The following is a 23,553-nucleotide window of genomic DNA, read 5'->3' on the forward strand; positions in this document are numbered from 1 at the left end:
GGCTAGTCAGACCCGGACACCGGCGCGGAACTTGGGCACGCGCAGGATGATCTTCGTGCCGGCGCCGCGCTCGGTCTCCACGATGAGCCCGTAGTCCGGCCCGAACGCCGAGCGCATGCGGTCGTCGACGTTGCCGAGGCCCACGTGCGCGCCCGAGAGGTGCGCGTCGCGGTTCTCCTCCTTGAGCGCCTTCGGGTCCATGCCGACGCCGTCGTCCTCGACGATGATCGTGCACTCGGCGCCGGAGTCCTCGGCGGTCAGCGTCACGGTGCCGCCGCCGGGCTTGCCGGACAGGCCGTGGCGCACCGCGTTCTCCACCAGCGGCTGCAGCGCGAGGAACGGCAGCACCACCGAGAGCACCTCGGGCGCGACCTGGACCTTCACCGTGAGCCGGTTGCCGAACCGGGCGTGCTCCAGGGCCAGGTAGCGGTCGATGTTCTTGAGCTCGTCGGCGAGCGTCGTGTACTCGCCGGCCTGCCGGAACGAGTAGCGGGTGAAGTCGGCGAACTCCATGAGCAGCTCGCGGGCCCGCTCGGGGTCGGTGCGGATGAACGAGGCGACGGTGTTGAGCGCGTTGTAGATGAAGTGCGGCGAGATCTGCGCGCGCAGCGCCCGGACCTCGGCGCGGTTGAGGCGGGCGCGGGACTCGTCGAGGTCGGCGAGCTCGAGCTGGCTCGAGACGTAGCGGGCGACCTCGGCCGAGGCCCGCAGCAGCACGGGCCCGGGGGTCTCCGCGCTGACCGCGGCCAGCGTGCCCGCGACGTTGCCGTCGACCTCGAGGGGCACGACGACGATGCCGCGCACCGGGCAGTCCTGCGAGCCGCACTCGATGTCCTTGCGGCTGGCCACCTGCTGGCGGCCGGTGCGCATGACCTTCTCGGCGTACTGGCGCACGTCGAGGCTGTGGTGCTCGGCCTCGCCGTCCCAGGCCAGCGGCACGCAGTCGGAGCCGGTCATCGACAGGGCCTCGGTGTCCAGCAGCGTCCGCAGGTAGGGCACGGCGAACTGCGCCGACCCCTCCGACAGACCCTCGCGCAGCGCGGGGGCCGCCAGCGACACCGTGTGCAGCGTCGAGAACGTCGCCCGCTCCAGGGGCGAGGCGAACTGGTTGCGCCGCTTCACCCGCCGGTAGATCAGCACGGCGACGACCAGCGCGACGACCACCGCCACGGCGGCGATCAGGCGCACGTCGGTCAACCAGCTGGGCACGGCCCTATTTGACCAGACGGGAGAGGCGGCGGTCCGCCAGCGCGCGGCCCTGTGTCTGACAGGTGGGGCAGTACTGGAAGGACCGTTCGGCGTACGACACCTCGCGGACCGTGTCGCCGCAGACGGGACACGGCAGCCCGGTGCGCGCGTGGACGCGCATCCCGGACCGCTTCTCGCCCTTGAGCCGCGCGGCGTCCTGCCCCACCGCGCGCTCGACGGCCTCGGAGAGCACGCCGACCATCGCGGCGTGCAGGCGGTCGACGGCCTCGGCGTCGAGCTTGCCCGCGGCGGCGAACGGCGAGAGCTTCGCGACGTGGAGGATCTCGTCGGAGTAGGCGTTGCCGATGCCGGCGAGCACCTGCTGGTCGACGATCAGCGTCTTGAGCCGCTCGGTGCGCCCCGCCAGCAGCTCCCCGAACTCCGCCCGGGAGATCGTCAGCGCGTCCGGGCCGAGCTTGGCCACACCCGGGACCTGCTGCGGGTCGTCCACGAGGTACACCGCGAGCCGCTTCTGCGTGCCGGCCTCGGTGAGGTCGAAGCCCGGACCGCCGACGGTCTCGAGGTGCACGCGGAACTCGAGCGGGCCCTTGCCGGGCTTCGGCGGGGTGGCCGACGCCTGGTCGTGCCAGCGCAGCCAGCCCGCCCGCGACAGATGGATCACGAGGTGGAGCCCGTCGAGCTCCACGTCCAGGAACTTCCCGTGCCGCGACGCTCCGGTGACGAGCCGCCCGACCAGCGCGGACACCGGCGGGTCGAACGTCTTGAGCACGGTCATGCTCGCGAGGTCGACGCGCGCCACGGGCCGGGCGAGCGCGTGGGTGCGCAGGTGCTCGGCGAGGGCCTCGACCTCGGGCAGCTCGGGCACGGCTAGCTCACCGGCTGCAGGGGACTGTCGGGGGACGCGGGCGTCGCCCGGGTCTCGAGGCTGCGGATGGTCTGGGTCATCTCCTCGCGCGCGGCGGCCGTGCCGCGCACCCAGCCGACCCAGCGCTCGGGCGCGGAGCCGTCGGACCCGCCGGGGGTCTCGGCGACGAGCGTGCGCGGCCGTCGCAGCACCCACCGGCCCGGGAAGAACGCCGCGAGCGCGAGCAGGATCAGCCAGACCCACCACGGCACGACGACGCCCTGGCTGCCCGTGAACCACCACGCCAGCAGGGCGACCCAGAGCAGACCCATGATCGAGACGATGCCGATGGCCGCGAGCCGGCCGCCCTGCATGTCGTGCTCGAAGTCCTCGCCCGTGGCGGGGTCGACCCACTCGAGCTTCTGGCGCACCATCCACTGCCGTCCGTCGGCGGCGCGCACGATGCGGATCCGGGCCATGGGAGCCAGCCTAGCGCCGCTCGGGGCCCTGCTCACGGCGCCAGACGGGCGCGCCCAGGCTTCCGTCCCCACCCAGCTGGTCGCGCAGCTCGCGCTTGAGCACCTTGCCCGCCGCGGACACCGGCAGGGCGTCGGTGACGTGCACCGCGCGCAGCCGCTTGTAGGGGGCGACGTGCTCGTCCAGCGCGGCCGCCAGGGCCGCCCCGAGATCGGGGCTCGCCTCCTGGCCGGCCGCGAGCACGACGACGGCGACCGGCTCCTCCCCGACGACGGGGTCGGGTCGCCCGACCACCGCGGCCGACGCGACCTCGGGCCGCGCGACCAGCAGCTCCTCGAGCTCGCGCGGGTACACGTTGTAGCCCTTGTAGAGCAGCATGTCCTTGGCGCGGTCGACGATCTCGAGCTGGCCGTCCTCGCCGACCACGCCGACGTCACCGGTGCGCAGCCACCCGTCGACGAGCGTCTCGGCCGTGGCGTCCGGGCGGTCCAGGTAGCCCGCCATCACCTGCGGGCCGCGCGCCCACACCTCCCCGGCCTCACCGGGCGCCACGGGCTCCTCGGGCGTGCCGAGCCGGATCTCGGTGTCGGGCACCGGGACGCCGACCGTCCCGACCCGGCGGTGCGCCGAGCGCGCGGTCGCGCCCATCGTGAGCCCCATCGTCGCCTCGGTCATGCCGTAGCCCTCGACGATCACGGCCTCGGGCATGCGCTCGGCGATCCGGTGCGCGAGCGCCAGCGGCATCGGCGCGGCCCCCGAGGTCACCGTGCGCACCGAGGTGAGGTCGCGGTCCGCGGCCTCGGGGTGGGTGAGCACGGCGTGGAACAGCGGCGGCGCGCCGGAGATCGTCGTCGCCCGGTGTGTCTCCACGTCGGCGAGGAGGCGGGCGGGGTCGAAGCGCTCGTGGACGACGCTCGTCGCGCCCGAGACCACCGCGACGCCGATCCCGCCGATGGTGCCCATCGCGTGGAACCACGGCGCCACCGCGATCCCGAGGCCCTCGCCGAGCCGGACCGGCCACTCCTCGGACGGTCCGATCTGCTCGAGCCCCACGTCGCCGGCGACCCCCGGCACGGGCCGCGAGCCGCTGCCGTGACAGGCGTACTGCAGGACGTTGGTGACGACGTTGGCGTGGGTGAGGACGACGCCCTTGGGGCTGCCGGTCGTCCCGCCGGTGTAGGCGAGGTGGGCGCGGGCGACAGTCGGGTCGAGGTCGACGACGGGCGGGGTGTCGGCGTCCTCGACCCCCGCGAACCCGATCCCGTCCGTGGCGAGCAGCGGGACGCCGGCGCCGGTGTCCTGCAGCCCGATCACGAGGACGGCCCCCGCGTCGGCCAGCTGGCCCGCGACGCCCTCGGCCGGCAGCTGCGGGCTCACGGGCGTGAACGTCGCACCGGCCAGCAGGATCCCGTAGTAGGCGATCGGGTACGAGAGCACGTTGGGCAGGTGCACCCCGACGACGTCGCCAGGTGCGACGCCGCGGGAGTGCAGGTGGTGCGCGAGGCCGCAGGCCGACCGCCAGAGCCCGGTGAAGGTGATCTCCCGGTCGTGGTGGCGGAACGCCACCCGCTTCCCGTAGCGCCGGGCGGCGCCGTCGAGCAGGGCCCCGACGGGGACCTCCGGGTAGGTCAGGTGTTCGGGGACCCAGGTGCGCCAGCCGGCCGTCGTGGTCACCGGCCGGACATTGCCTGAACAGTCGTTCAGCTGTCCAGGAGCTCAGCTGTCCAGGAGCTCAGCTGTCCAGGAAGTCCTCGACCACCGGGCCCAGCTCACGGGGGCGCGTGAGGATGCCGACGTGGCCGCCGGGGTGCAGGTGCACGGTGGCGCGGGGCAGCAGCGCGCCCATGATCCGGGCGTTGACCACGGGGATCACCGGGTCGCGCCGCCCGGCGAGCACGAGCGTCGGTGCCGCGATGAACGGCAGCACCGGCAGGCTCGTCCACGTCAGGAGCGCGGTCAGCTGGTAGACGTAGCCGCGCGCGGACACCCGCCGGGCCCGGTCGAAGACGGCGTCCACCGCCTCCTGGTCCTCCCCCACGTAGATCTCCGCGCCGGCGTCGTGCCGGTATCCGCGGTCGTTGTAGCGCCGCGGGGTCAGCATCTTGGCCAGCACCGACAGCCGCGCGGGCACCATCATCGCGCCGGTGCCGGTGCTCACCAGCGCCAGCCGCCCCGTCCGGTCGGGGTGCTGGAGCGCGAACTGCTGGGCGATCCCGCCGCCCCAGGACAGGCCGAGGACGTCCGCCCGCGCGTACCCGAGCTGGTCGAGCAGCCCCGCCAGCAGGGCGGCGAGGCCGGCCATGGGCAGCGGGGCCCACGGCACCGGCGAGCCACCGATGCCGGGCACGTCGAAGCGCACGACGGGACGGTCCGGGTCGAGGACGTCGACGAGCGGGTCGAGGAACTCGAGGCTCGCGCCGATGCCGTTGACCAGCACCAGCGGGCGCCGGCCGGGCGGGCCCGGCCGGTGCGCGACGTGCACGCGGTACCCGGCGACCACGAGGTCGGTGACGACCTCCGGCGCGGGGCCCGGGGCGGGGTCGGGGACGGCGGCGAGGGCGCTCACGAGATCGCTCCGGTGTCGGGCGTCCCCGCGGTGTAGCTGCGGTACACGGAGATCAGTGCCTCCTTCTGGGCGTCCGAGAGCCGGGGGTCGGCACGGATCGCCCGTTCGGTGGACGTGTCCGGCGCGACCCCGGCGGCTCCGGCCGCCTGTTCACGGACCAGGCCCGCCTGCAGGAGCAGGGTCTCGGCCGAGATGTCGAGGGCCTCCGCGATCGCGTGCAGCACGCGGACCGACGGCTCGTGCAGCCCCCGCTCGACCTGGCTCAGGTACGGGTTGGAGATGTTGGTCAGCGCGGAGAGCTGGCGCAGGGAGAGGCGCGCGAGCTTGCGCTGGCTGCGGATGAACCCGCCCAGCGCACGTCGGTGTTCCTCCCACGCCCCGCCCGGCTCGACCACTCATCCGCTCCGGGGTGGCTCAGCCGCGCGCGCTCGGTGGCGTGACGACCGTGATCGCGCGCAGCTGGGGAGCGACCGCGTCGAGCACGTGGTGCACCGCGGAGCGCTGCGCCTCGAGGACCTGGACGCCGGTGTCGTAGAAGCGGTCGACGGCCTCCCCGGCGGTCTGCGGGAGGCGCGCGGCGAGGTCGCCCTGGTGGGCGTCGGCGCCGAGGACGCCCGACATCCCGGGGACGCCGCGCAGGACGGTCGCCCAGCTCTCGGCGACGGAGCCGGCGAGCTTCAGCCCCGCCTCCTGGACCTGGGCGATCACGTCGAGCGCCTGGTCGCGGGCCTGGTCGGCGGTCGGGGTGGCCATGGGTGGTTCCTCCGCGTCGTCGGTGACGGCGCTCAGTTTACCAAGCACGGCCGCCCCGACGCCCGACCTCGGTGATCGCGGCCACCTGGAGGGCCTTCACTCCATCGGTGGCAGCGATCCCAGCAGGCGCCGTCGCTCCTCGGTGGCGCGCGACGAGCACGACGCGCACGCGCACCGGCCGTGCCGGCTCGCGAGGAGGAGATCCAGGCGCAGGAACACCTGGTCGTAGGCGGGGCCGACGGCGTCGTCGACCTTGCGGCGCAGGGCGACGGAGGCGTGGCGGTTCATGGGGCAACACCCTCGTGGTGAAGGCGACACGGGCGATCGGTTGCGAGAGACGCTCCTGCATTGCGCTCCTCGCAACACGGTGACGACCACATCCGGGCTCGTCAACCGTGGACCGGCGCGTGGACCCCACCTGTTACCCAGCGTCACCCGGGCGAAACCTCGGTGCGGCGTGGATCACCCGGTGCCGAGCACGTACGACCCCGGTGCGTCACCGAGCGGGGGGTACTCCGTCGACCCCACCGGCGGCGGCGTGCGCATCCCGCCGCCGCGCTCGTCGATCCAGTCGCGCCACGGCTCCCACCACGACGCGGCCACCTCGCTCGCCCGCGCGAGCCAGCTGTCGGGGTCGGGCTCGGCGGCGCCGCCGACGGTGCCGATCCAGTGCTTGGCCTTCTTGCCGGGCGGGTTGACGACGCCGGCGATGTGCCCGCCGTTGGACAGCGTGAACGTGACGTCGCCGCCCAGCAGCCCGGTCGAGGTGAACGACGTGCGCCACGGGGCGATGTGGTCGTTCACGGCGGCCACGATGAACGTGTCGTTCGCGATCGACTTCAGCGAGAGGTGCTCGCCGAGCAGCTCGAGCTCGCCGCGCGCCAGCTCGTTCTCCAGGTAGAAGTGGCGCAGGTAGAAGGCGTGCATCTTCGCCGGCATCCGCGTGGAGTCGGAGTTCCACGCGAGGATGTCGAACGCGGGCGGCGCCTTGCCCTCCAGCCAGTTCGGCCCGACGTAGTTGAAGATCAGGTCGTTGGCGCGCAGGAGGTCGAACGTGGAGGCCATCGAGTCGGCCGGCAGGTAGCCCGTCTTCGCCATCTTGCGCTCGAGCCGCTCGACGATCTCGGGGTCGACGAAGCTCGCCACGGGACCGGGGTCGGAGTAGTCGAGCAGGGTGTTCTGCAGGGTCAGCGAGTTGACGCGCTCGCCCTGGCCGCGGGCGTTCAGCATCGCCGTGGCGATGGTGGCCATCAGCCCGCCGAGGCACAGCCCGACGAGGTTGACCCTGTCGGCGCCGGTGATCTCCTGGGCGACGTCGATCGCGGCGAGCGGGCCGAGCTCGAGGTAGTCGTCCAGGCCGGTGTCGGCCATGGACTCGTCCGGGTCGCGGTAGCTGATGACGAAGACGGTGTGGCCGTGCTGCACCGCCCACTCGAGGAAGCTGCGCCCCGGCGCGAGGTCCATGACGTAGTACTTGTTGATCCAGGGCGGGCTCACGACGATCGGGATCTCGTGGACCTCGTCGGTCTGCGCCTCGAACTGGATCAGCTCCATGAGCCGGTTGCGGTAGACGACCTTGCCCGGGGTCGCCGCGAGCTCCTGGCCGACGCGCAGGTTCGTGCGGTCGACCTGCTGGGGGCGGCCCTGGTTGGTCGCGAGGTCGTCGAGCATCTGGCGGAAGCCGGCGACGACGCTCGACCCGCCGGTCTCGAAGGCGCGCTTGAGGGCCGCCGGGTTGCCGGGCAGCAGGTTGGTCGGCGAGAGCACGCTGCCCAGGACGTCGGCGAGCATCTCGGCCCGCTCGCGCGAGGACTCGTCGAGGCCCGCGGCGTCGACGAGATCGTGCAGCGTGGCGACGAGCGCGAGGTACTGCTGGCGCAGCCCCCAGTAGACGGGGTTCTCCTCCCACGTCGTGTCGCGGAACCGGCCGTCCTTCTCCACCGGCAGGGGGCCGTCGGCCGTCGATCCGAGGGCCCGCGCCACGGCGGCCGTCCCGATCCGTGCCGCGAGCGCCGCGTGGCCGGCGACGACGCGACCGACGTCCGCCGGGTGCGTCGCGAGGCCCTGGGCGACCTGGACCACCGTGCGGCCCCACAGGGCCGGGTCGACCTCGGCCAGGACGTCCGCCGGCACCACCGACTCGAGCGTCGTGGCGACGTCGATCACCTTCGGGGGCTGGAACGGAACGGTGCTGCCGACCTCCCTGGTCGAGCTCCGCGGCGCTCCGTCTCCCGAGTGCTCCACAGTCATGTCGGCGAACCTCCACGTCGACGCCTCAGGGCGTGCCAGACCTGGCACGCCCCGAGCGACAGTGTGCCCCGCTGGGACCTGGGTCACACCGGTTGCCGACGAGACGGCGAGCGCGGACCTCGGGTCGGGCTCCCGCTCCGCTCCGTCTCCCGCCTCATCCCGCGAGCGGCGCGCGCTTGCGCGCGATGATCCCCTCGTAGAGCAGCGGGCTGCGGTCGGTGGCCAACCGGTGCTGGAAGCGCTCGCGGCGCACGACCTCGAGGGCGCCGGAGCGGATCGACTCGCCGATCATCCCGCCGAAGCCCGAGGTGTCGGTCTCCGCGAGGAACGCGTCCTTGATCGTCAGAACGATCCAGCCGCCGTCGTCCACGAGGTCGTAGGCCGTGCGGAACGCGGCCGGCGGGATGTCGCCGAAGCCGAGGGCGGCGACGACGGTGAGGGCGTTGAGGCGGTGCCCGGCGAGCGTCTCGCGCTCCGCGGCGGGCAGGGCCGTCAGGTCGGCGACGTGGTAGCCGGCGTAGAGGCCGGGACGGTCGCGCTCCGCGGCCTCGCGGGCCTCGGGGAGGATGTCGACCCCGACGGCGTGCGGGACGCCGATGGCGGCGAGCTCCTCGGCCATGATCCCGTTGCCGGCCCCGAGGTCGAGGACGCGCAGCGACCCGGGCTCGACGCCGGAGCCGCCCAGCGCGTCCTGCAGCAGCCCGACCATGAAGCGCGGGGAGTCGCAGCCGAGGACGTCGTAGAAGATCTTCTCGTAGAGGCCGGGCACCTGGAAGATGCGGTCGTAGTCGTGGAACCGGTACTCGCCCCACGTCCCGTCGGGCCCGGCCACGACGCACCACTCGTCGTCCTGGCTGAACTTGCTGCCCGGCTCCGGCAGCGCGAGGCGGAGGCCCGCCCGGGCCGTCTCGAGGTCGACGGGGTGCCCGGGCGCCGATCCCGCGGGGCGTCCGGCCTGCTCGAGGACCTCGTGCCTGGTGCCGTTGCCGTTGCCGCTGACCGCTGTGGGTGCCATGGCCGACCTCTCCTCCCGGTGTCGCCCACCGGGGGCGACGGAGCTGGACGCGGGCACGTGGCATCACCCGCGTAGAGCATCACGCGCACCGATCGTCGTCAGGCGTCACGGGGAGGGTCAAGGCAATGGCGTCAACGTCACGGTGCGACGCGATCACGCACCGCGACCGTCCTCACCCCCAGCGACCGCCGCCCTGGGGACCGCGCGGGTCGTACCGCGCCGTGCGCTCGTCCTGCTGGGGGTAGGGGTCGGCGTAGGGGGCGGGCCGCTCGTAGGTGCCGTAGCGCTGGTCGTAGCGACCGTCGTACTGACGACCGCCCCACCCGCTCTGGGAGACCGGCCGGACGGCGGTGCGGGAGACGCCCGAGAGCATCGAGATGATCGCGAGCCCGATGGCCGCGTAGAGGATCGCGGTGGCGATGTGGTCGACGACGCCACCGTCGGCGAGGAAGACCTGCAGGAGCAGGACGACGAGCACGAGCAGCACGATCGCGGAGAAGAAGGTGGCCGGTCGCGGCGTCGTGAGCAGCAGCAGGTGCAGCAGCGCCGTGCCGGCGAGGGCCGCGATGACCGCGCAGACCGGGATGATCGTCATGGCGTTGTCGACCAGCGCGCCGCTGCGCTGCGTGGTCTGGATGCCGAGCTCGAAGACGTTCGAGATGATCAGGACGCCGACGATCGCGATGCCCGCGGCGACGACCGCCGTCGCGACCCCGCCGGCCCAGAGGCGCTTGCCGAGGACCTCCACGTCGCCGTCGTCCCACGAGCGCTGCGGGTAGCTCACGACCGTCGTCCTCTCGCCCGATCACCGGACCGTCGCGGCGGCGACGGACCCGCGACGGTTGTACCGCACGGGGGCACGCCACGGGCGGACCATCCCCTCGCCCGCCTTGACGCGGGGCGCGCCGCGCCGTTCGGTTGGGACACGACGCCCGCCCGAGAGGATCGAGGCCGATGACGCCCCCGCCGACCAGCCCGTCCGGGCCCGGTCCCCGCAGTCCGCGCACCCCGCGCACCACACGCCGCCTGCCGCGCCCCTCGGAGCTGCGACCGCTCCTGCGGGTCGCGCGCCCCGAACTGGACGCGACCCGACGGCGGCTCGCCCGCGCGCACACCGTCGCCGACCTGCGCGAGATCGCGCGGCGCCGCACGCCCCGCGCGGTGTTCGACTACACCGACGGCGCCGCCGAGGCCGAGCTCTCCCTGCGCCGCGCCCGCGACACCTTCGCGTCGCTGGAGTTCCGGCCGTCGGTGCTGCGGGACGTCTCGCAGATCGACACGTCGACGACCCTGCTGGGCGGGCCCTCGGCCTATCCCTTCGCGTTCGCGCCGACCGGCTTCACCCGGATGATGCACCACGAGGGCGAGGTGGCCGTGGCGCGCGTGGCCGGTCGCCTCGGGGTGCCGCACACCCTCTCGACGATGGGCACCACCTCGCCCGCGGACCTCGCGGCCGCCGCTCCGGACACGCGACGCTGGTTCCAGCTCTACCTCTGGCGCGACCGGGCCGCGAGCGAGGAGGTCGTGCGCCGGGCGGCGGCGGCCGGCAACGAGGCGATCATGCTGACCGTGGACACCCCGGTCGGCGGGGCACGCCTGCGCGACGCCTACAACGGGCTGACCATCCCGCCGGCCCTCACCGCGCGCACCCTGGCCGACATGGCACGCCACCCGCACTGGTGGCTGAACGTGCTGACCACCGACCCGCTGGAGTTCGCGGCCCTGACGTCGTGGGAGGGCACGGTCGCCGAGCTCATCGACACGATGTTCGACCCGGCGCTGAACCTCGACGACCTCGCCTGGCTCCGATCCACGTGGAACGGACCGCTCGTGGTGAAGGGCGTCCAGACGGTGGAGGACGCGCGGCGGGTGGTCGACGCCGGCGCCGACGCGGTGGTCGTCTCCAACCACGGCGGGCGCCAGCTCGACCGCGCGCCGGTCCCCCTGGAGACGCTGCCGTCGGTGGTCGCCGAGGTCGGCGGCGAGGCCGAGGTCCTGCTCGACACGGGGATCATGTCGGGTGCCGACATCGTCGCCGCCGTCGCGCTCGGCGCCTCGGGCTGCCTGGTCGGCCGGGCGTACCTCTACGCCCTCATGGCCGGCGGCGAGCGCGGCGTCGAGCACCTCGCGACGATCCTCACCGCCGAGATCCGCCGGACGATGGCGCTGCTCGGGGTGTCGTCGGTCAAGGACCTGACGCCGGACCACGTCCGGCTCTAGCGCGTCGGAGTGAGCACCACGAACGGGATCGTGCGGCCGACCTCGTCGGCGCGGCGCCGGTAGCCCGCGAAGGGGCCGTAGGTGGCGAGCGCGGCGGGCCAGAGACGCTCGCGCTCGGCGTCGTCGGCCACGCGGGCGTGCACCGGCCGGACCTCGTCGCGGACCTGGGCGGTCGTGTCCGGGTGCGCGCGCAGGTTGTGGAACCACGCCGGGTGTCGCGGGTGTCCGCCGTACGACGCGACGATCACCACGTCGTCCGGGTCGTCGGGGTGGGTGAAGTAGAGCAGCGGGGTGGTGCGCGGCGTCCCGCTGCGGGCCCCGACGTGGTCGAGCAGCAGCATCGTCGGCATCCCGGGAAGCGAGTGGCCGAGCCGCCCGCCGGTGCGGCGGTAGAGCGCGATGTGAGCGCGTGTCACCGCGTTCACGACCGGCGCCAGGCGGTCCAGGATGCGTCCGAAGTCGCGGGTGGAGACCATCGGCGCACCGTAGGATGCCGATCGGCTCAGCGCCGGGGCAGCAGGGGCTCCCGGGGCGGCGGGCCGCCGGAGGGCTGCCAGCCGGGCGGTCCGACGACGTAACCGAGCCGGTCGCGCCACCGCCCCGCCGATCGGACGTCGCGGGCGATGTCGGCGTAGTGCCCGTACTGCAGGGTGAGCAGGTTGTAGGTCTCGACGGGCGTGGTCAGCCCGTAGGACGGGCGCTCCTCCTCGGCGGCGAAGGTCCCGAACAGGCGGTCCCAGACGATGAGGATGCCGCCGTAGTTGCGGTCGAGGTACTCGTGCTCGGTGCCGTGGTGGACCCGGTGGTGCGAGGGCGTGTTGAGGACGAACTCGACCGGGCGCGGGAGCTTGTCGACGAGCTCGGTGTGCACGAAGAACTGGAAGACGAGGTTGACGCCGAACGCCACGTACAGCGTCCACGGCGAGAACCCGAGCAACGGCAGCGGGAGCCAGAAGAAGAACTCGAACCAGGGATTCCACTTCTGGCGCAGCGCGGTGCCGAAGTTCATGAACTCGCTGGAGTGGTGGGCCTGGTGGCCGGCCCAGGCGATCCGGACGCGGTGGCTGAAGCGGTGGTGCCAGTAGTAGCCGAGGTCGACCCCGAGCACGACGAGCACCCAGTACCACCACGTGTCGGTCGGGAGGTGGAACGGCGCGAGGTAGACGTACACGACGCTGAAGCCGAGGAACGTGACGACCTTGAACAGCGTCAGGAACACCAGCGACACGACGCCCATCGAGATCGAAGCCCGGGCGTCGCGCAGCGCGTACCCGGTGACCGAGTCGTCGTGGTCGAGCCACCGCAGTGCCGCGAGCTCGACGAGGATCGCCAGCACGAAGAACGGGGCCGCGTAGGTGACCGGGTTCTGCAGCGGGTCGAGCAGCGCGTCCATGGGCTCCCCTCCGATATGACCGACGGGTAAGTTACCGCATGGTCATATCGCGCGGTAGGGTCGTCCGGTGACGCCCCGACCGAACGCCGGCACGAAGGGCGTCCCCCGCGCCGATCGCGAGCAGGAGATCGTCCGGGTCGCCGCGGTCGCCTTCGGCACCCAGGGCTTCGCCGCGACCGGTATCGCGGACGTCGCCCGCGCCGCGGGGATCTCGAAGCCGCTGATCTACAGCTACTTCGGGTCCAAGGAGGGCCTGCACGCGGCGTGCCTCGCCGAGGCGGGCGATCTCCTCGTCGCGGAGATCGAGCGGGTGGCCCGCGACGACAGCACCGGCGTCGAGCGCGGCCTGCGGACGCTGGCGGTCATGTTCGCGGTGCTCGAGGACCGCCGTCACCTCTGGCGCCTCCTGCGCGACCGCACGGCCCCGGCGACGGGCCCGGCGGCGGAGGTGGTCGCCCGGTACACCGAGCGCATCGGGGCCCTCGCGCACGAGGGGGTCCTCGAGCTGCTAGACGGCGCCGGGACGACCGACGAGCTCGACGTCGCGGCGATGGTCCGGACGTGGCTCGGCATCGTCGACTCGCTCGTCGACTGGTGGGTGGCCCGCCCCGACCAGAGCGCCGAGGAGATGACCCGGCGGGTGACGCGGCTGATCGGCGCGCTCGTGTCCGACCGCGCGGGCGCCGCTCCTACAGCGTGAGCAGCCGGTCGAAGAACTCGCGGTAGCGCTGCACCGCCCGTCGCAGCTCCTCGGTCGACGGCTCGCCGCCGAGGACCTGCGGGTCGAGGGCGCTGCGCTGCTCGGTGAACGTGCGCGACAGCTCGCCGAGCACCTCGCCGACGAGGCCGTCGGCGCGCGCCGCCGCGTCCTGCGGGCGGTCGACGAACATCATCCGCACGTCCTCCCACTGCGCCCGCCACTGCGACGCCCGGTCGGGATCGAAGATCGTGCCGTACTCGGCGGGCTGCCGGCCGTCCCCGGCATCGGGGGTGGTGCCGTCGTGAGCGGCGGGCTGGGCACCGCCGTGCCCGGCCTGCGCGTCGCCGTGCCCGGCCTGCGCGTCGGGGTACCCGCCCTGCGCGTCGCCCGCGGGCCGGCCCGGGGCACCGCGGCCGTGCTCCGGCGGTCCTGGGTACGCCCCGGGCTGACCGCCGACTCCGGGACCACCCGGCGCCTGTCCGGCCTGCCCCGGCGCCGTGTCGTACTGCTGCGGCGGCATCTGACCGGCCTGCTGCCCGGCGGGCTCGCCGTGGCCGCCACCGGGCCGGTCGCCGTACGCCGCCGCGGGTTCGACCTGCTGCCCGCCGTACTGCCCGGCGTACTGACCGTCGTGCTGCCCGCCGTACTGACCGGCGTACTCACCGCCGTGTTGACCGTCGTACTGACCGGCGCCGGGCTGCTGCGCGGCGGTGTCCGGGTGCCCGGCTCCTCCGGGCCGGCTGTCGTACGCCTGCTGCTCGTCGCTGTGCCGGACCTGCTCCGGCACACCGACGTTCTGCCGCGGGTCCTCGTCGTACCCGCCGGGGCGCTCGTGGCCCGCGGTCGGGTCGGTGGGGCGGCCCTGCTCGGGGTGGCTCATGGCCGGGGCTCCTGGTGTCGGTCGGGGCCGTCGGACGCGGGAGGCGCCGACGACGGGCGAGGCGGGACGGGCCCGCCGGCGGGCGGCCCCTGCGGAGGCGGCCCCTGCGGAGGCGGCCCCTGATGGGGTGGGCCGTGGTGGGACGGGGCCTGCGGAGGCGCGCCCTGCGCCGGCGCGTCCTGCGGGGGTGGCCCCTGCGGGGGGCGGCCGTTCGGCGGTGGCCCCTGAGGCGGTGGCCCCTGCGGAGGCGGCCCCCCGGGTGGGACGCCCGGACCCGCAGCGCCCCCGGCCGCCGGGGCGATCCGTTCGGTGCCGGCGTCGGGATGCCCGATCCGGTCGTCGTGCCCGCCACCGCCGGCGCCCGGGATGCGCTCGGTGGTGCCGGCGGGTCCGGACCCGCCGTTCCCGTCGCCCTCGTCGAGCATCGCCTCGACGAGGGTGCGGAACGCGGTGAAGGCGGCCCGCAGGTCCTCGGTGCTCGCCGTGCCCTGCCGGTGGGCCGTCACGACGCGCTGCGCCTCGCGGTAGTCCTGCACCAGGTGGGGCTGGGCCACGGACAGGTCGTCGGTGCGCCGCTGTCCCCCTTCGACCGGGTAGCCCCGCGCGCGCATGATCGTCACCAGCAGGGCGTCGGCGTGCTCGACCGCTCCGCCGGGGTCGTCGACGAAGCCCCGCTGGACCTGCTGCCAGTCGGCGTGGAAGCGATCGCGCTCCTCGGGCCCGAGCGGTCGCAGCTCGTGCTGGTCGTGGCGGTCCTTGCGCTCCCGCAGCTCCTTCTCGGCCCCCTTGCGGTCGCCGGTCTCGGCGACGCGGCGCTCGTACTCGGGGCCGAACTCCTGCTGGAGCTCCTGCTGGCGCCGCCGCCGGGCGAGGACGAGCGCGGCGACACCGGCGACCGCCAGCAGCACCACCACGATGACGATCACGACGGCGACGGTGCCCATCGCGGGACCCCTTCCGGAGGCGGGACTCGGAGGTCAGGCGTTGTGGTAGGGATGCCCGATCCCGAGCCCCGCTCTGCCGGCTTTCGAGGGAATTAATTCCCTGCGGCGGCCCGCTCCTCGGGCGGTCGACGGCGTAGGGCCACCTCGCCGATGGCGGGCGGCTCGTAGGACACGTCGCCGGGGTTGGCGTCGACACCGGGCGGGACGATCTCGTCGATGCGGTCGAGGACCTCGTCGTCGAGCGTGACCTCCGCGCCCGCGAGCACGTCGTCGAGCTGCTCCATGGTGCGCGGTCCGATGATCGCCGAGGTCACGGCCGGGTGGGAGACGGCGAAGGCCATGGCCATGTGGACCATCGACAGGCCGGCCTTCTCGGCGAGCGGGATCAGCTGCTCGACCGCGTCGAGCTTGCGCTCGTCGGTGAATCGGCCCGGCGTCCGCTCCGCTCGCCGGGTCCCGGCCTCCTGCCCCTTGCGGATCTTCCCGGTGAGCATGCCCATCGCGAGCGGGCTCCAGACCAGCGTGCCCATGCCGTAGCGCCGGCAGACCGGCAGTACCTCGCGCTCGATGCCGCGGTTGAGGATCGAGTACGGGGGCTGCTCGGTGCGGAAGCGCTGCAGACCGCGGCGCTCGGCGACCCACTGGGCCTCGACGATCTCCGAGGCCGGGAACGTCGACGAGCCGATCGCGCGCACCTTGCCGCTGCGCACGAGATCGGTGAGCGCCGAGAGCGTCTCCTCGACGTCGGTCTCGGGATCGGGGCGGTGGATCTGGTAGAGGTCGAGGTGGTCGGTCTGCAGGCGCCGCAGCGAGTTCTCGACCTCCTGGACCAGCCAGCGCCGGGAGTTGCCGCGGTGGTTCGGGTCGTCGCCCATCGGGGCGTGTGCCTTCGTCGCCAGCACGACGTCGTCGCGGCGGCCCCTGCAAGGCCTTGCCGACGATCTCCTCGGACTCGCCCTGCGCGTACACGTCGGCGGTGTCGACGAAGTTGATCCCGGAGTCCAGCGCCTTGTGGATGATCCTGATCGCGTCGTCGTGGTCGGTGTTGCCCCAGGCGCCGAACATCATCGCGCCCAGGCAGTAGGGGCTGACCTTGATGCCGGTCCGTCCCAGCGTCCGCATCCTCACGAGCGGAGACTCCTTCCGTCCCTGCGTTTCCCCGGACGGCGGTGGAGTAGCCCTCGACGGGCCCGCCGACGCCTCAGCCGGGTGGCGGGGCGGTGGACGGCACCCCGATGCGGTCGACGACCGGGATCGTCATGCGCAGCTCACCGACGCCGGTCGGGTGGAACGGGTAGGGGTCGTCGATCGACTGGAGATCCGGCCCGAGCCCGTCCGGCGAGGGCGTGCAGAGCGGGCGCACCGGCGGTGCGACGACGTCGAACCCGTACCGGCGGGCGCCCGCGGTCAGCACCTGGTTGAGCTCGGCGTTGCGCTCGGCGAGCAGCGCGATCTCCGGCGGGGTGAGGCCGGGGTACTGCAGGGGCCCGCGCACCGTGGAGCACTGCGCATCGGGGCGCAGGACGTCGTACGAGGTCATGACGACGACGTGCGGGTGCGACGGGAGCGTGGCGAGGTCGGCGAGGAGGTCGGCGTAGTCGCGGTCGAAGGCCGCGAGGCGGTAGCGGAACTCGCCGGCGGTGAAGTTGTCGGCGCAGTCGGTGGCCGCGTAGCAGTAGCCGATGATGTCGGTCCAGTTCAGGTCGTTGGGCCCGACGGCGACGGCCACGAACGCCGGGTCCTCGACCTGCTTGAGCCGCCCGATCTGGGGCGGCACCGTGACGCCGCCGACCTGTTGCGGGGCCCGGAGGCCGGCGGAGATGCGTGCCCCCGAGCAGGCGAGGTTGAGCACCTCGTCGCCGATCGCCGCGCCGAGCTGGTTCGCCAGAGAGTCGGTGCTGCGCGAGCACCCGGCGTCCTCCGCGGACGCGCCCGCGGGCAGCGGGCCGCCGAGCCGGGCCACCCGCGAGTCGCCGATGACCACACCCCGGACGCCCGACACGGTGGGCCCCACCGGCGAGGGGCTGATGTGGTGGGCGCCGGTGAGGTCGGTCAGCGAGCGGGCATCGCGCAGCCCACTGGCCCCCGCGACGGCGAGCACTCCGCTGACGCCCCACACCGCCAGCGACACGACGAGGGCGACGACCGTCGAGCGGGTGATCGTGCGGGAGAGGTGGCGTGCCACGACCCCGGGCCGGGCTCCGGCACCCGCGCGGCGGGCCGTCCGGCGCAGCACCCCGAGGACCCGCAGCACGCCCGCGATGCCGCACAGGCCGAGCACGACGGCGACGAGCACGAGCGTCGCCCAGCCGTACCAGTGCTCGAAGCCGGTGACGATCGCGGCGAGCGCGTCGCCCGGGCTGTCGCCCTCGGCCAGGGACTCCATGGCGCGGCCCGCGGTCTCGTTGCGTGCCACCGGGCCGATGGTCAGCTCGGGGCGCAGCGGCCCGTAGACCGTCACGTCGGGGACGTCGAGACGGGTGTTGCCGATCTGCACGATCTGCGGCGGGCCCGAGACGGTCGCCGACGGCGCCTGGACCCCGACGCTCAGCTGCTGCCCGAAGGCCTCCACGTCCTGGGCGGGTGTGAGGGTCACGGCCGCCCAGATGCCCCCGGCCGCGCAGGCCAGCACGAGCAGCAGGGTCAGCGGCGAGCGCAGCTCGCGCCCGAATCCGCGCAGCAGACGCAGTCCTCTGGGCACGGTCCTCCTCGCACCGACGGCGTCCCCACGCTTACCGGAGGACCCGCCCGGCGTCACCCCGCCGTGACGGACGCCCGCGGGCGGCGTGGGAGGAGTCGCTCGAGGAGCGCGAGACCCGCGGCCGCGGCGCCGGCGACGACGAAGGAGAGCAGTGAGGCCGAGAGCCACGACGGCGGTGCGACGCCGATCGCGTCCCGCAGCGCGCTCCACGCGTCCGACCAGCCGGGCGCCCCGCCCGGGTTCACCAGCTGGTACGCGGCGAGCCCGACCACCCAGGCCACCACCATGAGCGGCCGTGACGGCGCCCAGCGCGAGAGGTCCGGACGCCGACCGCGGCGCACGAGCGCGTCCCCGACCCCGACCCCGAGCAGGGGGACGAACACCGACCCGATCACGGCGAGGAAGACCGCGTAGTCGTCGATCGTCACGCCGAGGGCGAGCGCCGTGATGACGGTGCCGATGACGAGGCACAGCACCCGGCGGTCGGCGCGCGGCACGAGGTTCTGCACCGACACCGCGGTCGAGTAGACGTTGGCGAACGACTGGTCGGTCTCCCGGGCGGTCAGCACGAGCAGCGCCACGAGCCCGAGCGGCGCGGCGAGCATCGGGGCGAACACGTCGTCGCCGTTGCCGCCCACGAGCGCCAGGGCGGCGAGGCCGACGACGAAGCAGACGATCTGGGTGACGCCGTAGCCGACGGTCGCCGCGGTGAACGCCGTCGACACCCGCCGGGAGTGGCGGGAGAAGTCCGAGGCGACCGGGATCCACGACACCGCGACGGCGATCGCGGCGTCGGCACCGGCCCAGAACCCGGCCCAGGAGCCGCCGCCCGCGCCGAGGTCGAGCTGGGATCTCGAGAAGAGCCACCACGCGAGGTAGGCGACGGAGATCGCGACGAGGATCGTCACGACCCGCCGCAGCAACCGCAGCATCCCCAGGGGGCGCAGGGTCAGCACGGTCGTCACCACCCCGGCGCCGAGGACCCAGACCCAGGTCGGGCCGCCGAGCGCCAGGGTGCCGGCCTGGGCGATGACGACGAGCTCGAAGGTGCCCCACCCGATGAGCTGCACGACGTTGAGCACCGAGGGGATCCAGGAAAGGACCCCGCCGAACAGGTCCCGCAGCAGCACCATCGCGGGCGCGCCGGTCGCGGCGCCGGGCATCGCGGACAGGCCCACCATCGCGCTGCCGATCACCGTGCCGACCACGGTGGCGACCACCGCGGCCGTCACCGTCAGCGGGGGCGCGCCCGCGGGCTGCAGCACCGCGAGGACGCCGGCGAAGCCGAGCAGGCTCACCCCGAGGTTGGCCCAGAAGGCGCCCTGGTCGAGGAAGCCCAGCGTCTTCGGCACCGGCCCGTCGAGGGTGGGGGCGACCTCGGCGTTCGGGGACGCGGAGGTGGGCGTGGACGTGCTCATCAGCAGCCTCCCTGCGCCGGCATGATCCGGATCAGGTTCCGACGGTCGGGACCGCTGCCGCAGCGTGGTGCGCGGCCAGGTCCCCTCTCAGCCCGGTGGCTCCGGACTCCCGTGAGCGCCGGTCGGCGCCTGCCCCCGACGGTAGGTCGCGAGGCGCACGAACGCGAGGGGCCGTCCACTGTGATCGCGAGGATCACGGTGGACGGCCCCTCGGGGTCGTGCGGTGTGTCAGTGCGGTGTCAGCAGGTCACTGCTGCACGTTGGTGCACTGCTGGTTGTTGTTGATGCAGTCCGCGCCGTTCCGGTTGCCGGTCTCGGACGCGAGGTTCTCGAAGTCCGAGTGGTCGGTCTTCGGGTTGTGCTGCTCCTGCGGGAAGCTGTCGATCGAGAACGCCCGCCCGTCGGGCTGGTTGTACGTCAGCGAGATGCGCAGCGCCGGGATCGGCGTGAACCCGTTCTCGCAGTTGCCGTCCTCGTTCGGGAAGGCCATGTGGTCCCGGAAGTTCGCGGACTCGAGGTTCTGGCCGTCCCAGCAGCTCGGGTAGTCGAGGATGCGGACGAGGTTCGAGCCCGCGCCGCAGATCGGGTACTTGTCGGTGACCTGGTCCTCGTGCCCGGTGCAGGTGTACTTCGCGTTGACGTTGTCGCCGTTCTGCTGGCCCTGCTTGGCGTTCCCCATGATCATCATGAGGTGGGTCGGCATCGGCTGGACGGCCTCGTCGCCGTGGCCGTGGAAGGTCAGCTGCGCGGCCAGCGGCTTGAGGACGGCGCCCTCGTTGCCGTCGAGGCTGCCGCCGTCCTGGCCGACATCGTCGCCCTGGCCGTTGAGGTCACGCAGGACCGGCCAGAAGAACGTGGACTTGTCGTCGTTCTGGCACGAGGTGCCCGCGGCGTCGAGCGAGTCGTCGTCCGAGTTCGCGTTCGTGCTGTCGTTGCCGACGTAGTCGTGGACGTGCTGGGCACCGTTGTCCTTGCCCGGCGCGGCCATGTAGTTGTCGGAGTTGTTGTGGTCGCTCACACCGCAGTCGACGGTGTACTGGCCACCGCTGAAGCGGCCACCGTCGCCGATGTTGCCGCCGTTGGCGTCGACGTCGTTGATGTCGACGTACTGGTCGGCGCCGGCGGGCGCGGCCTGGTCGCGGCCCAGCGGGTCCTCGTTCGCGGCCGCCTGGGCCTGCTGGCCCTGGTCGTCGCCGTTGCCCTGGTTGCCCTGGTCGCCCTGGTCGCCCTGGTCGTCGCCGTTCTGACCCTGGTCCTCACCGTTCTGACCCTGGTCGTCCCCGCCCTGGTCGCCCTGGTCGCCCTGGTCGTCGCCGTTCTGCGCGTCACCCTGGTCCGACCCGTCCCGGTTGCCCGAGCCGTCCGAGGACTCCTCTTCCGAACCCTGGCCGGAGTCACCCGAGCCGCCGTCCCCCGAGTTCTCGGAGCCGTCGTCGCCCGAGCCCGAGTCGCCGGAGTCGTCGCCGGAGAAGGCCGACAGGAGCCCGGAGTCGCCTCCGGAGCCCCCGGAGTCCGAATCCGCGAAGGCGGATCCGGCGGCCACGGCGACCCCGCCGGTGACCAGGAGCGCCGCCACGATCGCGATGAGTCGTGTCGGCAGGCTTGTGCGATGTCGTCCGCGTCGGGGCACGGGGAACCTCCTGACGGTGCCCACGGCGCCGGGACGGGGGAGCTCGTCCGGGGTCGGTACCGGGAACACGGGTGTCTGGGTAGTGACGGCGGAGCGCGGACGGCGGCAAGGCGAGAGGGGGAGCGTCGCCGCCCGGGCTCCGACGGAAGGTCACGGTAGGGACACGGCCGTCCGACGACGGCCTATCTGAGAGAACTCAGGTCCGAGCGCCGCCCGCAGGCTCGCGCGACGCGAGGAACGGCGGACGTGATGCCCCGTTCGGGGGAACACCTGCTCCGAGCGCTGAACCGGGCTCTCAGGGAGACCCGCCGAGCCTGGGAACGACGCGGGGCCGCCCACCTCCGTCGGTGAGCGGCCCCGTGGTCGGGTCGGCGCCTCAGCAGGCGATGCCGTCGTTGATGCACCTCACCGCTCGGTTCATCAACGACTTCGGCATGAAGTTGATGCTGCTCGCGTGGTCGGTCTTCGGGTCGTGCTGCTGGTCGGGGAACGAGTCGACCGCGAAGTCCGTGCCGTCCGGCCGGTCGTAGGTCAGGGTCATCCGCAGCGCCGGGATCGGCTGCGTGCCCTCGCCGCACGAGCCGTCCTCCTCGGGGAAGGCGACGTGCGAGCGGTGGTCGTCGGAGTCGGTGTTCTCGCCGTCCCAGCAGCTCGGGAAGTCGAGGATGCGCACGAGCCGGCTGCCCTGGGGGCACTCCGGGTACTTGGTCGTCGTCCGGTCCTCGAACCCGGTGCAGGTCCACTTGGCGTTCGCGTTCTGGTCGCCCTCGGTGGCCGCCTTCGCGTCACCGGTGGCCAGGCGCAGCGCCTGGGGCGCCGCGACGACGTCCTCCTTCGGGTTGCCGTGGAACGTCAGGTCGACCGACGAGGGCGCCGTGATCGAGCCCTCGTTGCCGTCCTTGCCGCCGCCGTCGTCGTCCTCGTCGTCCCCGGTCCCGTTCAGGTCGCGGATCACCGGCCAGTAATAGGTCGACTGATCGCCGTTCCCGCACGTGGTGTCGGCGGACTGCAGCTGGTCGTCGGAGGAGTCGAACGTGGCGGTCGTGCCGACGTAGTCGTGGACGTGCTGGGCGCCGTTGCGCTTGCCGGGGGCCAGGACGAAGTTGTCGCTGTTGCGGTGCGCCCCGTCGGCGTTCCGGCCGCAGTCGGTCCGGAACGTGCCGGCCGGGGAGAACTGTCCGCCCTTGCCGTCGGCGCCCGGCGACACCTGCGTGATGTCGACGTAGTCGTCGTCGTCCGGCGGGGACGCCTGGTCGCGGCCCGCGGACTGCGCGTCGTCGCCGGAGTCGTCGGAGTCGCCGGAGTCGCCGGAGCCGCCGGAGCCGTCGGAGTCGGACTGCGAGCTGGCCGAGCCGGAGTCCGAGCCCGAGTCCTCGTGGGCGGCCGCGGACCCGGCCGCGACCACGATGCCGCCGGTGACGAGCAGGGCCGCGGCGGCGGCGAGGAGTCGGACGGGTCCGGTCATGCGATGTCGTCCGCGTCGGGGCACGGAGAACCTCCTGGTCCTCCCGGTGCGGGAGGGCCGTCCGTGCGGCTCGAGCCCGTCCCGGCACCGAGATCGCGGTTGTCGTGCTGGTCCCGCCGGAGCCGGACGGAGGCGTTCGAGGGGAAGCGGCTCCGCCCGCAGCCGACGTGGACCCGACGGTAGGAACGCGACCGTTGGTCGACGGACGATCTGAGAAGAGGCGTCCGTACGACCGCTCGCAGGTGGATCTCGCGCGACGAACAGCAGGATTACTAGGCCGAACGGACGTCAACGGCGGCTGTTGGGTCCAGCGGTCCTCAGGTGGGTGACCGCCGACGAGCATCACGTCCCCGCTCGCCGCTCACCGATTGAACTCGGACGCGCGGGGAGTCAAGCTGGCCGCGATGAGACCTGATCGTTATGCGGGCGCGGAGCGGGGCCGCGTGCTGTGCGTGGCCCCCTCCCATCGCACAACGAGCGTCCTGGTGGGGACGTTGCGGTCGCACGGCTTCGAACCCCAGCTGCTCCGTGAGAGCTGGAGCGTCGGGGCGACCGCACGGGCCAGCGGGGCCCGGGCGGTGGTGCTCGACGTCGAGATGCCGGGGCTGCGCCCCGTCGAGGTGCTCGCCGACCTGCACCGCGACAGCCCCCGCACGCCGGTCATCGCGCTGACCAGCCCGGAGGCCCGCGACCGCACGGTGCAGACGCTGCGCGCCACCCAGGACGACTACCTGGTGACGCCGTTCCCCATGGAGGAGCTGCTCGCCCGCCTGCGCCTGCGCCTCGGCGACGACCGCCCCACCGCCCAGCTCTTCCTGCGCCGCGGCGACGTGGCCGTCGACACGGCCCTCGAGCAGGTGTTCGTCGAGAACAAGCCCGTCAGCCTCTCGCGCACGGAGTACGCGGTGGTGGACGCCCTCATCCGCCACCCGCGCGGCCAGGCCATGTCCCAGGAGCAGCTCGTCACCCGCGTGTGGGGCGGCCCGCCGACCTCGAACATCGTCGAGGTCTACATCGGCTACCTGCGCCGCAAGCTCGGCGCGGAGCGCATCCGCACCGTCCGTGGTCGCGGCTACATCCTCGAGGGC

The 23,553-nt window shown here is 73.5% G+C and carries 22 protein-coding genes and 1 pseudogene; 3 read left to right on the forward strand and 20 right to left on the reverse strand.

Annotated elements, in window-relative coordinates:
• Window positions 1-6: 6 nt before the first annotated feature.
• The 11 genes from ACR9E3_RS23460 to ACR9E3_RS23510 form a co-directional block, all read right to left on the reverse strand.
• Window positions 7-1,209, reverse strand: a complete 1,203-nt coding sequence (locus ACR9E3_RS23460; protein ID WP_460383012.1) for a histidine kinase — start codon at window positions 1,207-1,209, stop codon at window positions 7-9.
• Window positions 1,210-1,213: 4 nt separating this feature from the next.
• Complete coding sequence (locus ACR9E3_RS23465; protein ID WP_460383013.1) at window positions 1,214-2,074, reverse strand: Fpg/Nei family DNA glycosylase; 861 nt, start codon at window positions 2,072-2,074, stop codon at window positions 1,214-1,216.
• Between the two features lie 2 nt (window positions 2,075-2,076).
• Complete coding sequence (locus ACR9E3_RS23470) at window positions 2,077-2,532, reverse strand: hypothetical protein (RefSeq protein WP_285652634.1); 456 nt, start codon at window positions 2,530-2,532, stop codon at window positions 2,077-2,079.
• Window positions 2,533-2,542: 10 nt separating this feature from the next.
• Complete coding sequence (locus ACR9E3_RS23475) at window positions 2,543-4,204, reverse strand: class I adenylate-forming enzyme family protein (RefSeq protein ID WP_460383014.1); 1,662 nt, start codon at window positions 4,202-4,204, stop codon at window positions 2,543-2,545.
• A gap of 58 nt (window positions 4,205-4,262) precedes the next feature.
• Window positions 4,263-5,096, reverse strand: coding sequence for an alpha/beta fold hydrolase (locus ACR9E3_RS23480; protein ID WP_460383015.1), 834 nt, complete (start codon window positions 5,094-5,096; stop codon window positions 4,263-4,265).
• On the reverse strand, window positions 5,093-5,491 hold the full coding sequence (locus ACR9E3_RS23485; RefSeq protein WP_460383016.1) for a helix-turn-helix domain-containing protein: 399 nt from the start codon (window positions 5,489-5,491) through the stop codon (window positions 5,093-5,095). Before ACR9E3_RS23485 ends, ACR9E3_RS23480 begins: the two co-directional genes overlap by 4 nt.
• Before the next feature lie 19 nt (window positions 5,492-5,510).
• On the reverse strand, window positions 5,511-5,849 hold the full coding sequence (locus tag ACR9E3_RS23490; protein WP_460383018.1) for a hypothetical protein: 339 nt from the start codon (window positions 5,847-5,849) through the stop codon (window positions 5,511-5,513).
• A gap of 96 nt (window positions 5,850-5,945) precedes the next feature.
• A complete protein-coding gene (locus ACR9E3_RS23495; RefSeq protein ID WP_460383019.1) occupies window positions 5,946-6,137 on the reverse strand; it encodes a hypothetical protein in 192 nt (63 codons plus the stop codon).
• Window positions 6,138-6,311: 174 nt separating this feature from the next.
• Window positions 6,312-8,015 (reverse strand): PHA/PHB synthase family protein, encoded by a 1,704-nt coding sequence (locus ACR9E3_RS23500; protein WP_460383020.1) that lies wholly within the window; start codon window positions 8,013-8,015, stop codon window positions 6,312-6,314.
• A gap of 238 nt (window positions 8,016-8,253) precedes the next feature.
• Window positions 8,254-9,114 (reverse strand): class I SAM-dependent DNA methyltransferase, encoded by an 861-nt coding sequence (locus ACR9E3_RS23505; RefSeq protein WP_460383021.1) that lies wholly within the window; start codon window positions 9,112-9,114, stop codon window positions 8,254-8,256.
• Window positions 9,115-9,286: 172 nt separating this feature from the next.
• Window positions 9,287-9,898, reverse strand: a complete 612-nt coding sequence (locus ACR9E3_RS23510) for a hypothetical protein (protein WP_285652611.1) — start codon at window positions 9,896-9,898, stop codon at window positions 9,287-9,289.
• A 170-nt stretch (window positions 9,899-10,068) separates the two neighbouring features.
• Here ACR9E3_RS23510 and ACR9E3_RS23515 point away from each other — a divergent pair, with 170 nt between their 5' ends.
• On the forward strand, window positions 10,069-11,334 hold the full coding sequence (locus ACR9E3_RS23515; protein ID WP_460383022.1) for an alpha-hydroxy acid oxidase: 1,266 nt from the start codon (window positions 10,069-10,071) through the stop codon (window positions 11,332-11,334).
• Here the strand turns inward: ACR9E3_RS23515 and ACR9E3_RS23520 are convergent.
• Window positions 11,331-11,810 (reverse strand): nitroreductase/quinone reductase family protein, encoded by a 480-nt coding sequence (locus ACR9E3_RS23520; RefSeq protein WP_460383023.1) that lies wholly within the window; start codon window positions 11,808-11,810, stop codon window positions 11,331-11,333. The genes ACR9E3_RS23515 and ACR9E3_RS23520 overlap by 4 nt on opposite strands.
• A gap of 26 nt (window positions 11,811-11,836) precedes the next feature.
• Complete coding sequence (locus tag ACR9E3_RS23525) at window positions 11,837-12,727, reverse strand: sterol desaturase family protein (RefSeq protein ID WP_460383024.1); 891 nt, start codon at window positions 12,725-12,727, stop codon at window positions 11,837-11,839.
• A 67-nt stretch (window positions 12,728-12,794) separates the two neighbouring features.
• On the opposite strand from ACR9E3_RS23525, the gene ACR9E3_RS23530 reads away from it, so the two are divergent.
• Window positions 12,795-13,427, forward strand: a complete 633-nt coding sequence (locus ACR9E3_RS23530) for a TetR/AcrR family transcriptional regulator (protein ID WP_460383025.1) — start codon at window positions 12,795-12,797, stop codon at window positions 13,425-13,427.
• Here the strand turns inward: ACR9E3_RS23530 and ACR9E3_RS23535 are convergent.
• The 7 genes and pseudogenes from ACR9E3_RS23535 to ACR9E3_RS23565 form a co-directional block, all read right to left on the reverse strand.
• Window positions 13,417-14,307, reverse strand: a complete 891-nt coding sequence (locus tag ACR9E3_RS23535; RefSeq protein WP_460383026.1) for a hypothetical protein — start codon at window positions 14,305-14,307, stop codon at window positions 13,417-13,419. The two genes, ACR9E3_RS23530 and ACR9E3_RS23535, sit on opposite strands and share 11 nt — an antisense overlap.
• Window positions 14,304-15,251: a hypothetical protein gene (locus ACR9E3_RS23540; RefSeq protein WP_460383028.1), complete on the reverse strand. Its 948-nt coding sequence runs from the start codon at window positions 15,249-15,251 to the stop codon at window positions 14,304-14,306. Before ACR9E3_RS23540 ends, ACR9E3_RS23535 begins: the two co-directional genes overlap by 4 nt.
• 92 nt (window positions 15,252-15,343) lie before the next feature.
• Window positions 15,344-16,379: pseudogene (locus ACR9E3_RS23545) on the reverse strand (aldo/keto reductase).
• A gap of 73 nt (window positions 16,380-16,452) precedes the next feature.
• Window positions 16,453-17,952, reverse strand: a complete 1,500-nt coding sequence (locus ACR9E3_RS23550) for a GDSL-type esterase/lipase family protein (RefSeq protein WP_460383030.1) — start codon at window positions 17,950-17,952, stop codon at window positions 16,453-16,455.
• A gap of 53 nt (window positions 17,953-18,005) precedes the next feature.
• On the reverse strand, window positions 18,006-19,370 hold the full coding sequence (locus ACR9E3_RS23555; protein WP_460383032.1) for a purine-cytosine permease family protein: 1,365 nt from the start codon (window positions 19,368-19,370) through the stop codon (window positions 18,006-18,008).
• 247 nt (window positions 19,371-19,617) lie between these two features.
• A complete protein-coding gene (locus ACR9E3_RS23560; protein ID WP_460383033.1) occupies window positions 19,618-20,946 on the reverse strand; it encodes a DUF1996 domain-containing protein in 1,329 nt (442 codons plus the stop codon).
• Window positions 20,947-21,376: 430 nt separating this feature from the next.
• Window positions 21,377-22,465: a DUF1996 domain-containing protein gene (locus ACR9E3_RS23565; protein ID WP_460383034.1), complete on the reverse strand. Its 1,089-nt coding sequence runs from the start codon at window positions 22,463-22,465 to the stop codon at window positions 21,377-21,379.
• Window positions 22,466-22,950: 485 nt separating this feature from the next.
• On the opposite strand from ACR9E3_RS23565, the gene ACR9E3_RS23570 reads away from it, so the two are divergent.
• A partial coding sequence (locus ACR9E3_RS23570; protein WP_285652582.1) for a response regulator transcription factor occupies window positions 22,951-23,553 on the forward strand: 603 nt, incomplete at its 3' end.

It is taken from the genome of Actinomycetospora sp. C-140, from assembly GCF_054796175.1.

What these genes read in the sequence shown, in the direction of transcription:
- ACR9E3_RS23470 (WP_285652634.1), bottom strand. Translation starts at nt 2,532, where the DNA reads ATGGCCCGGATCCGCATCGTGCGCGCCGCCGACGGACGGCAGTGGATG.
- ACR9E3_RS23490 (WP_460383018.1), bottom strand. Translation starts at nt 5,849, where the DNA reads ATGGCCACCCCGACCGCCGACCAGGCCCGCGACCAGGCGCTCGACGTG.
- ACR9E3_RS23495 (WP_460383019.1), bottom strand. Translation starts at nt 6,137, where the DNA reads ATGAACCGCCACGCCTCCGTCGCCCTGCGCCGCAAGGTCGACGACGCC.
- ACR9E3_RS23505 (WP_460383021.1), bottom strand. Translation starts at nt 9,114, where the DNA reads ATGGCACCCACAGCGGTCAGCGGCAACGGCAACGGCACCAGGCACGAG.
- ACR9E3_RS23515 (WP_460383022.1), top strand. Translation starts at nt 10,069, where the DNA reads ATGACGCCCCCGCCGACCAGCCCGTCCGGGCCCGGTCCCCGCAGTCCG.
- ACR9E3_RS23520 (WP_460383023.1), bottom strand. Translation starts at nt 11,810, where the DNA reads ATGGTCTCCACCCGCGACTTCGGACGCATCCTGGACCGCCTGGCGCCG.
- ACR9E3_RS23525 (WP_460383024.1), bottom strand. Translation starts at nt 12,727, where the DNA reads ATGGACGCGCTGCTCGACCCGCTGCAGAACCCGGTCACCTACGCGGCC.
- ACR9E3_RS23535 (WP_460383026.1), bottom strand. Translation starts at nt 14,307, where the DNA reads ATGAGCCACCCCGAGCAGGGCCGCCCCACCGACCCGACCGCGGGCCAC.
- ACR9E3_RS23540 (WP_460383028.1), bottom strand. Translation starts at nt 15,251, where the DNA reads ATGGGCACCGTCGCCGTCGTGATCGTCATCGTGGTGGTGCTGCTGGCG.
- ACR9E3_RS23555 (WP_460383032.1), bottom strand. Translation starts at nt 19,370, where the DNA reads ATGAGCACGTCCACGCCCACCTCCGCGTCCCCGAACGCCGAGGTCGCC.
- ACR9E3_RS23565 (WP_460383034.1), bottom strand. Translation starts at nt 22,465, where the DNA reads ATGACCGGACCCGTCCGACTCCTCGCCGCCGCCGCGGCCCTGCTCGTC.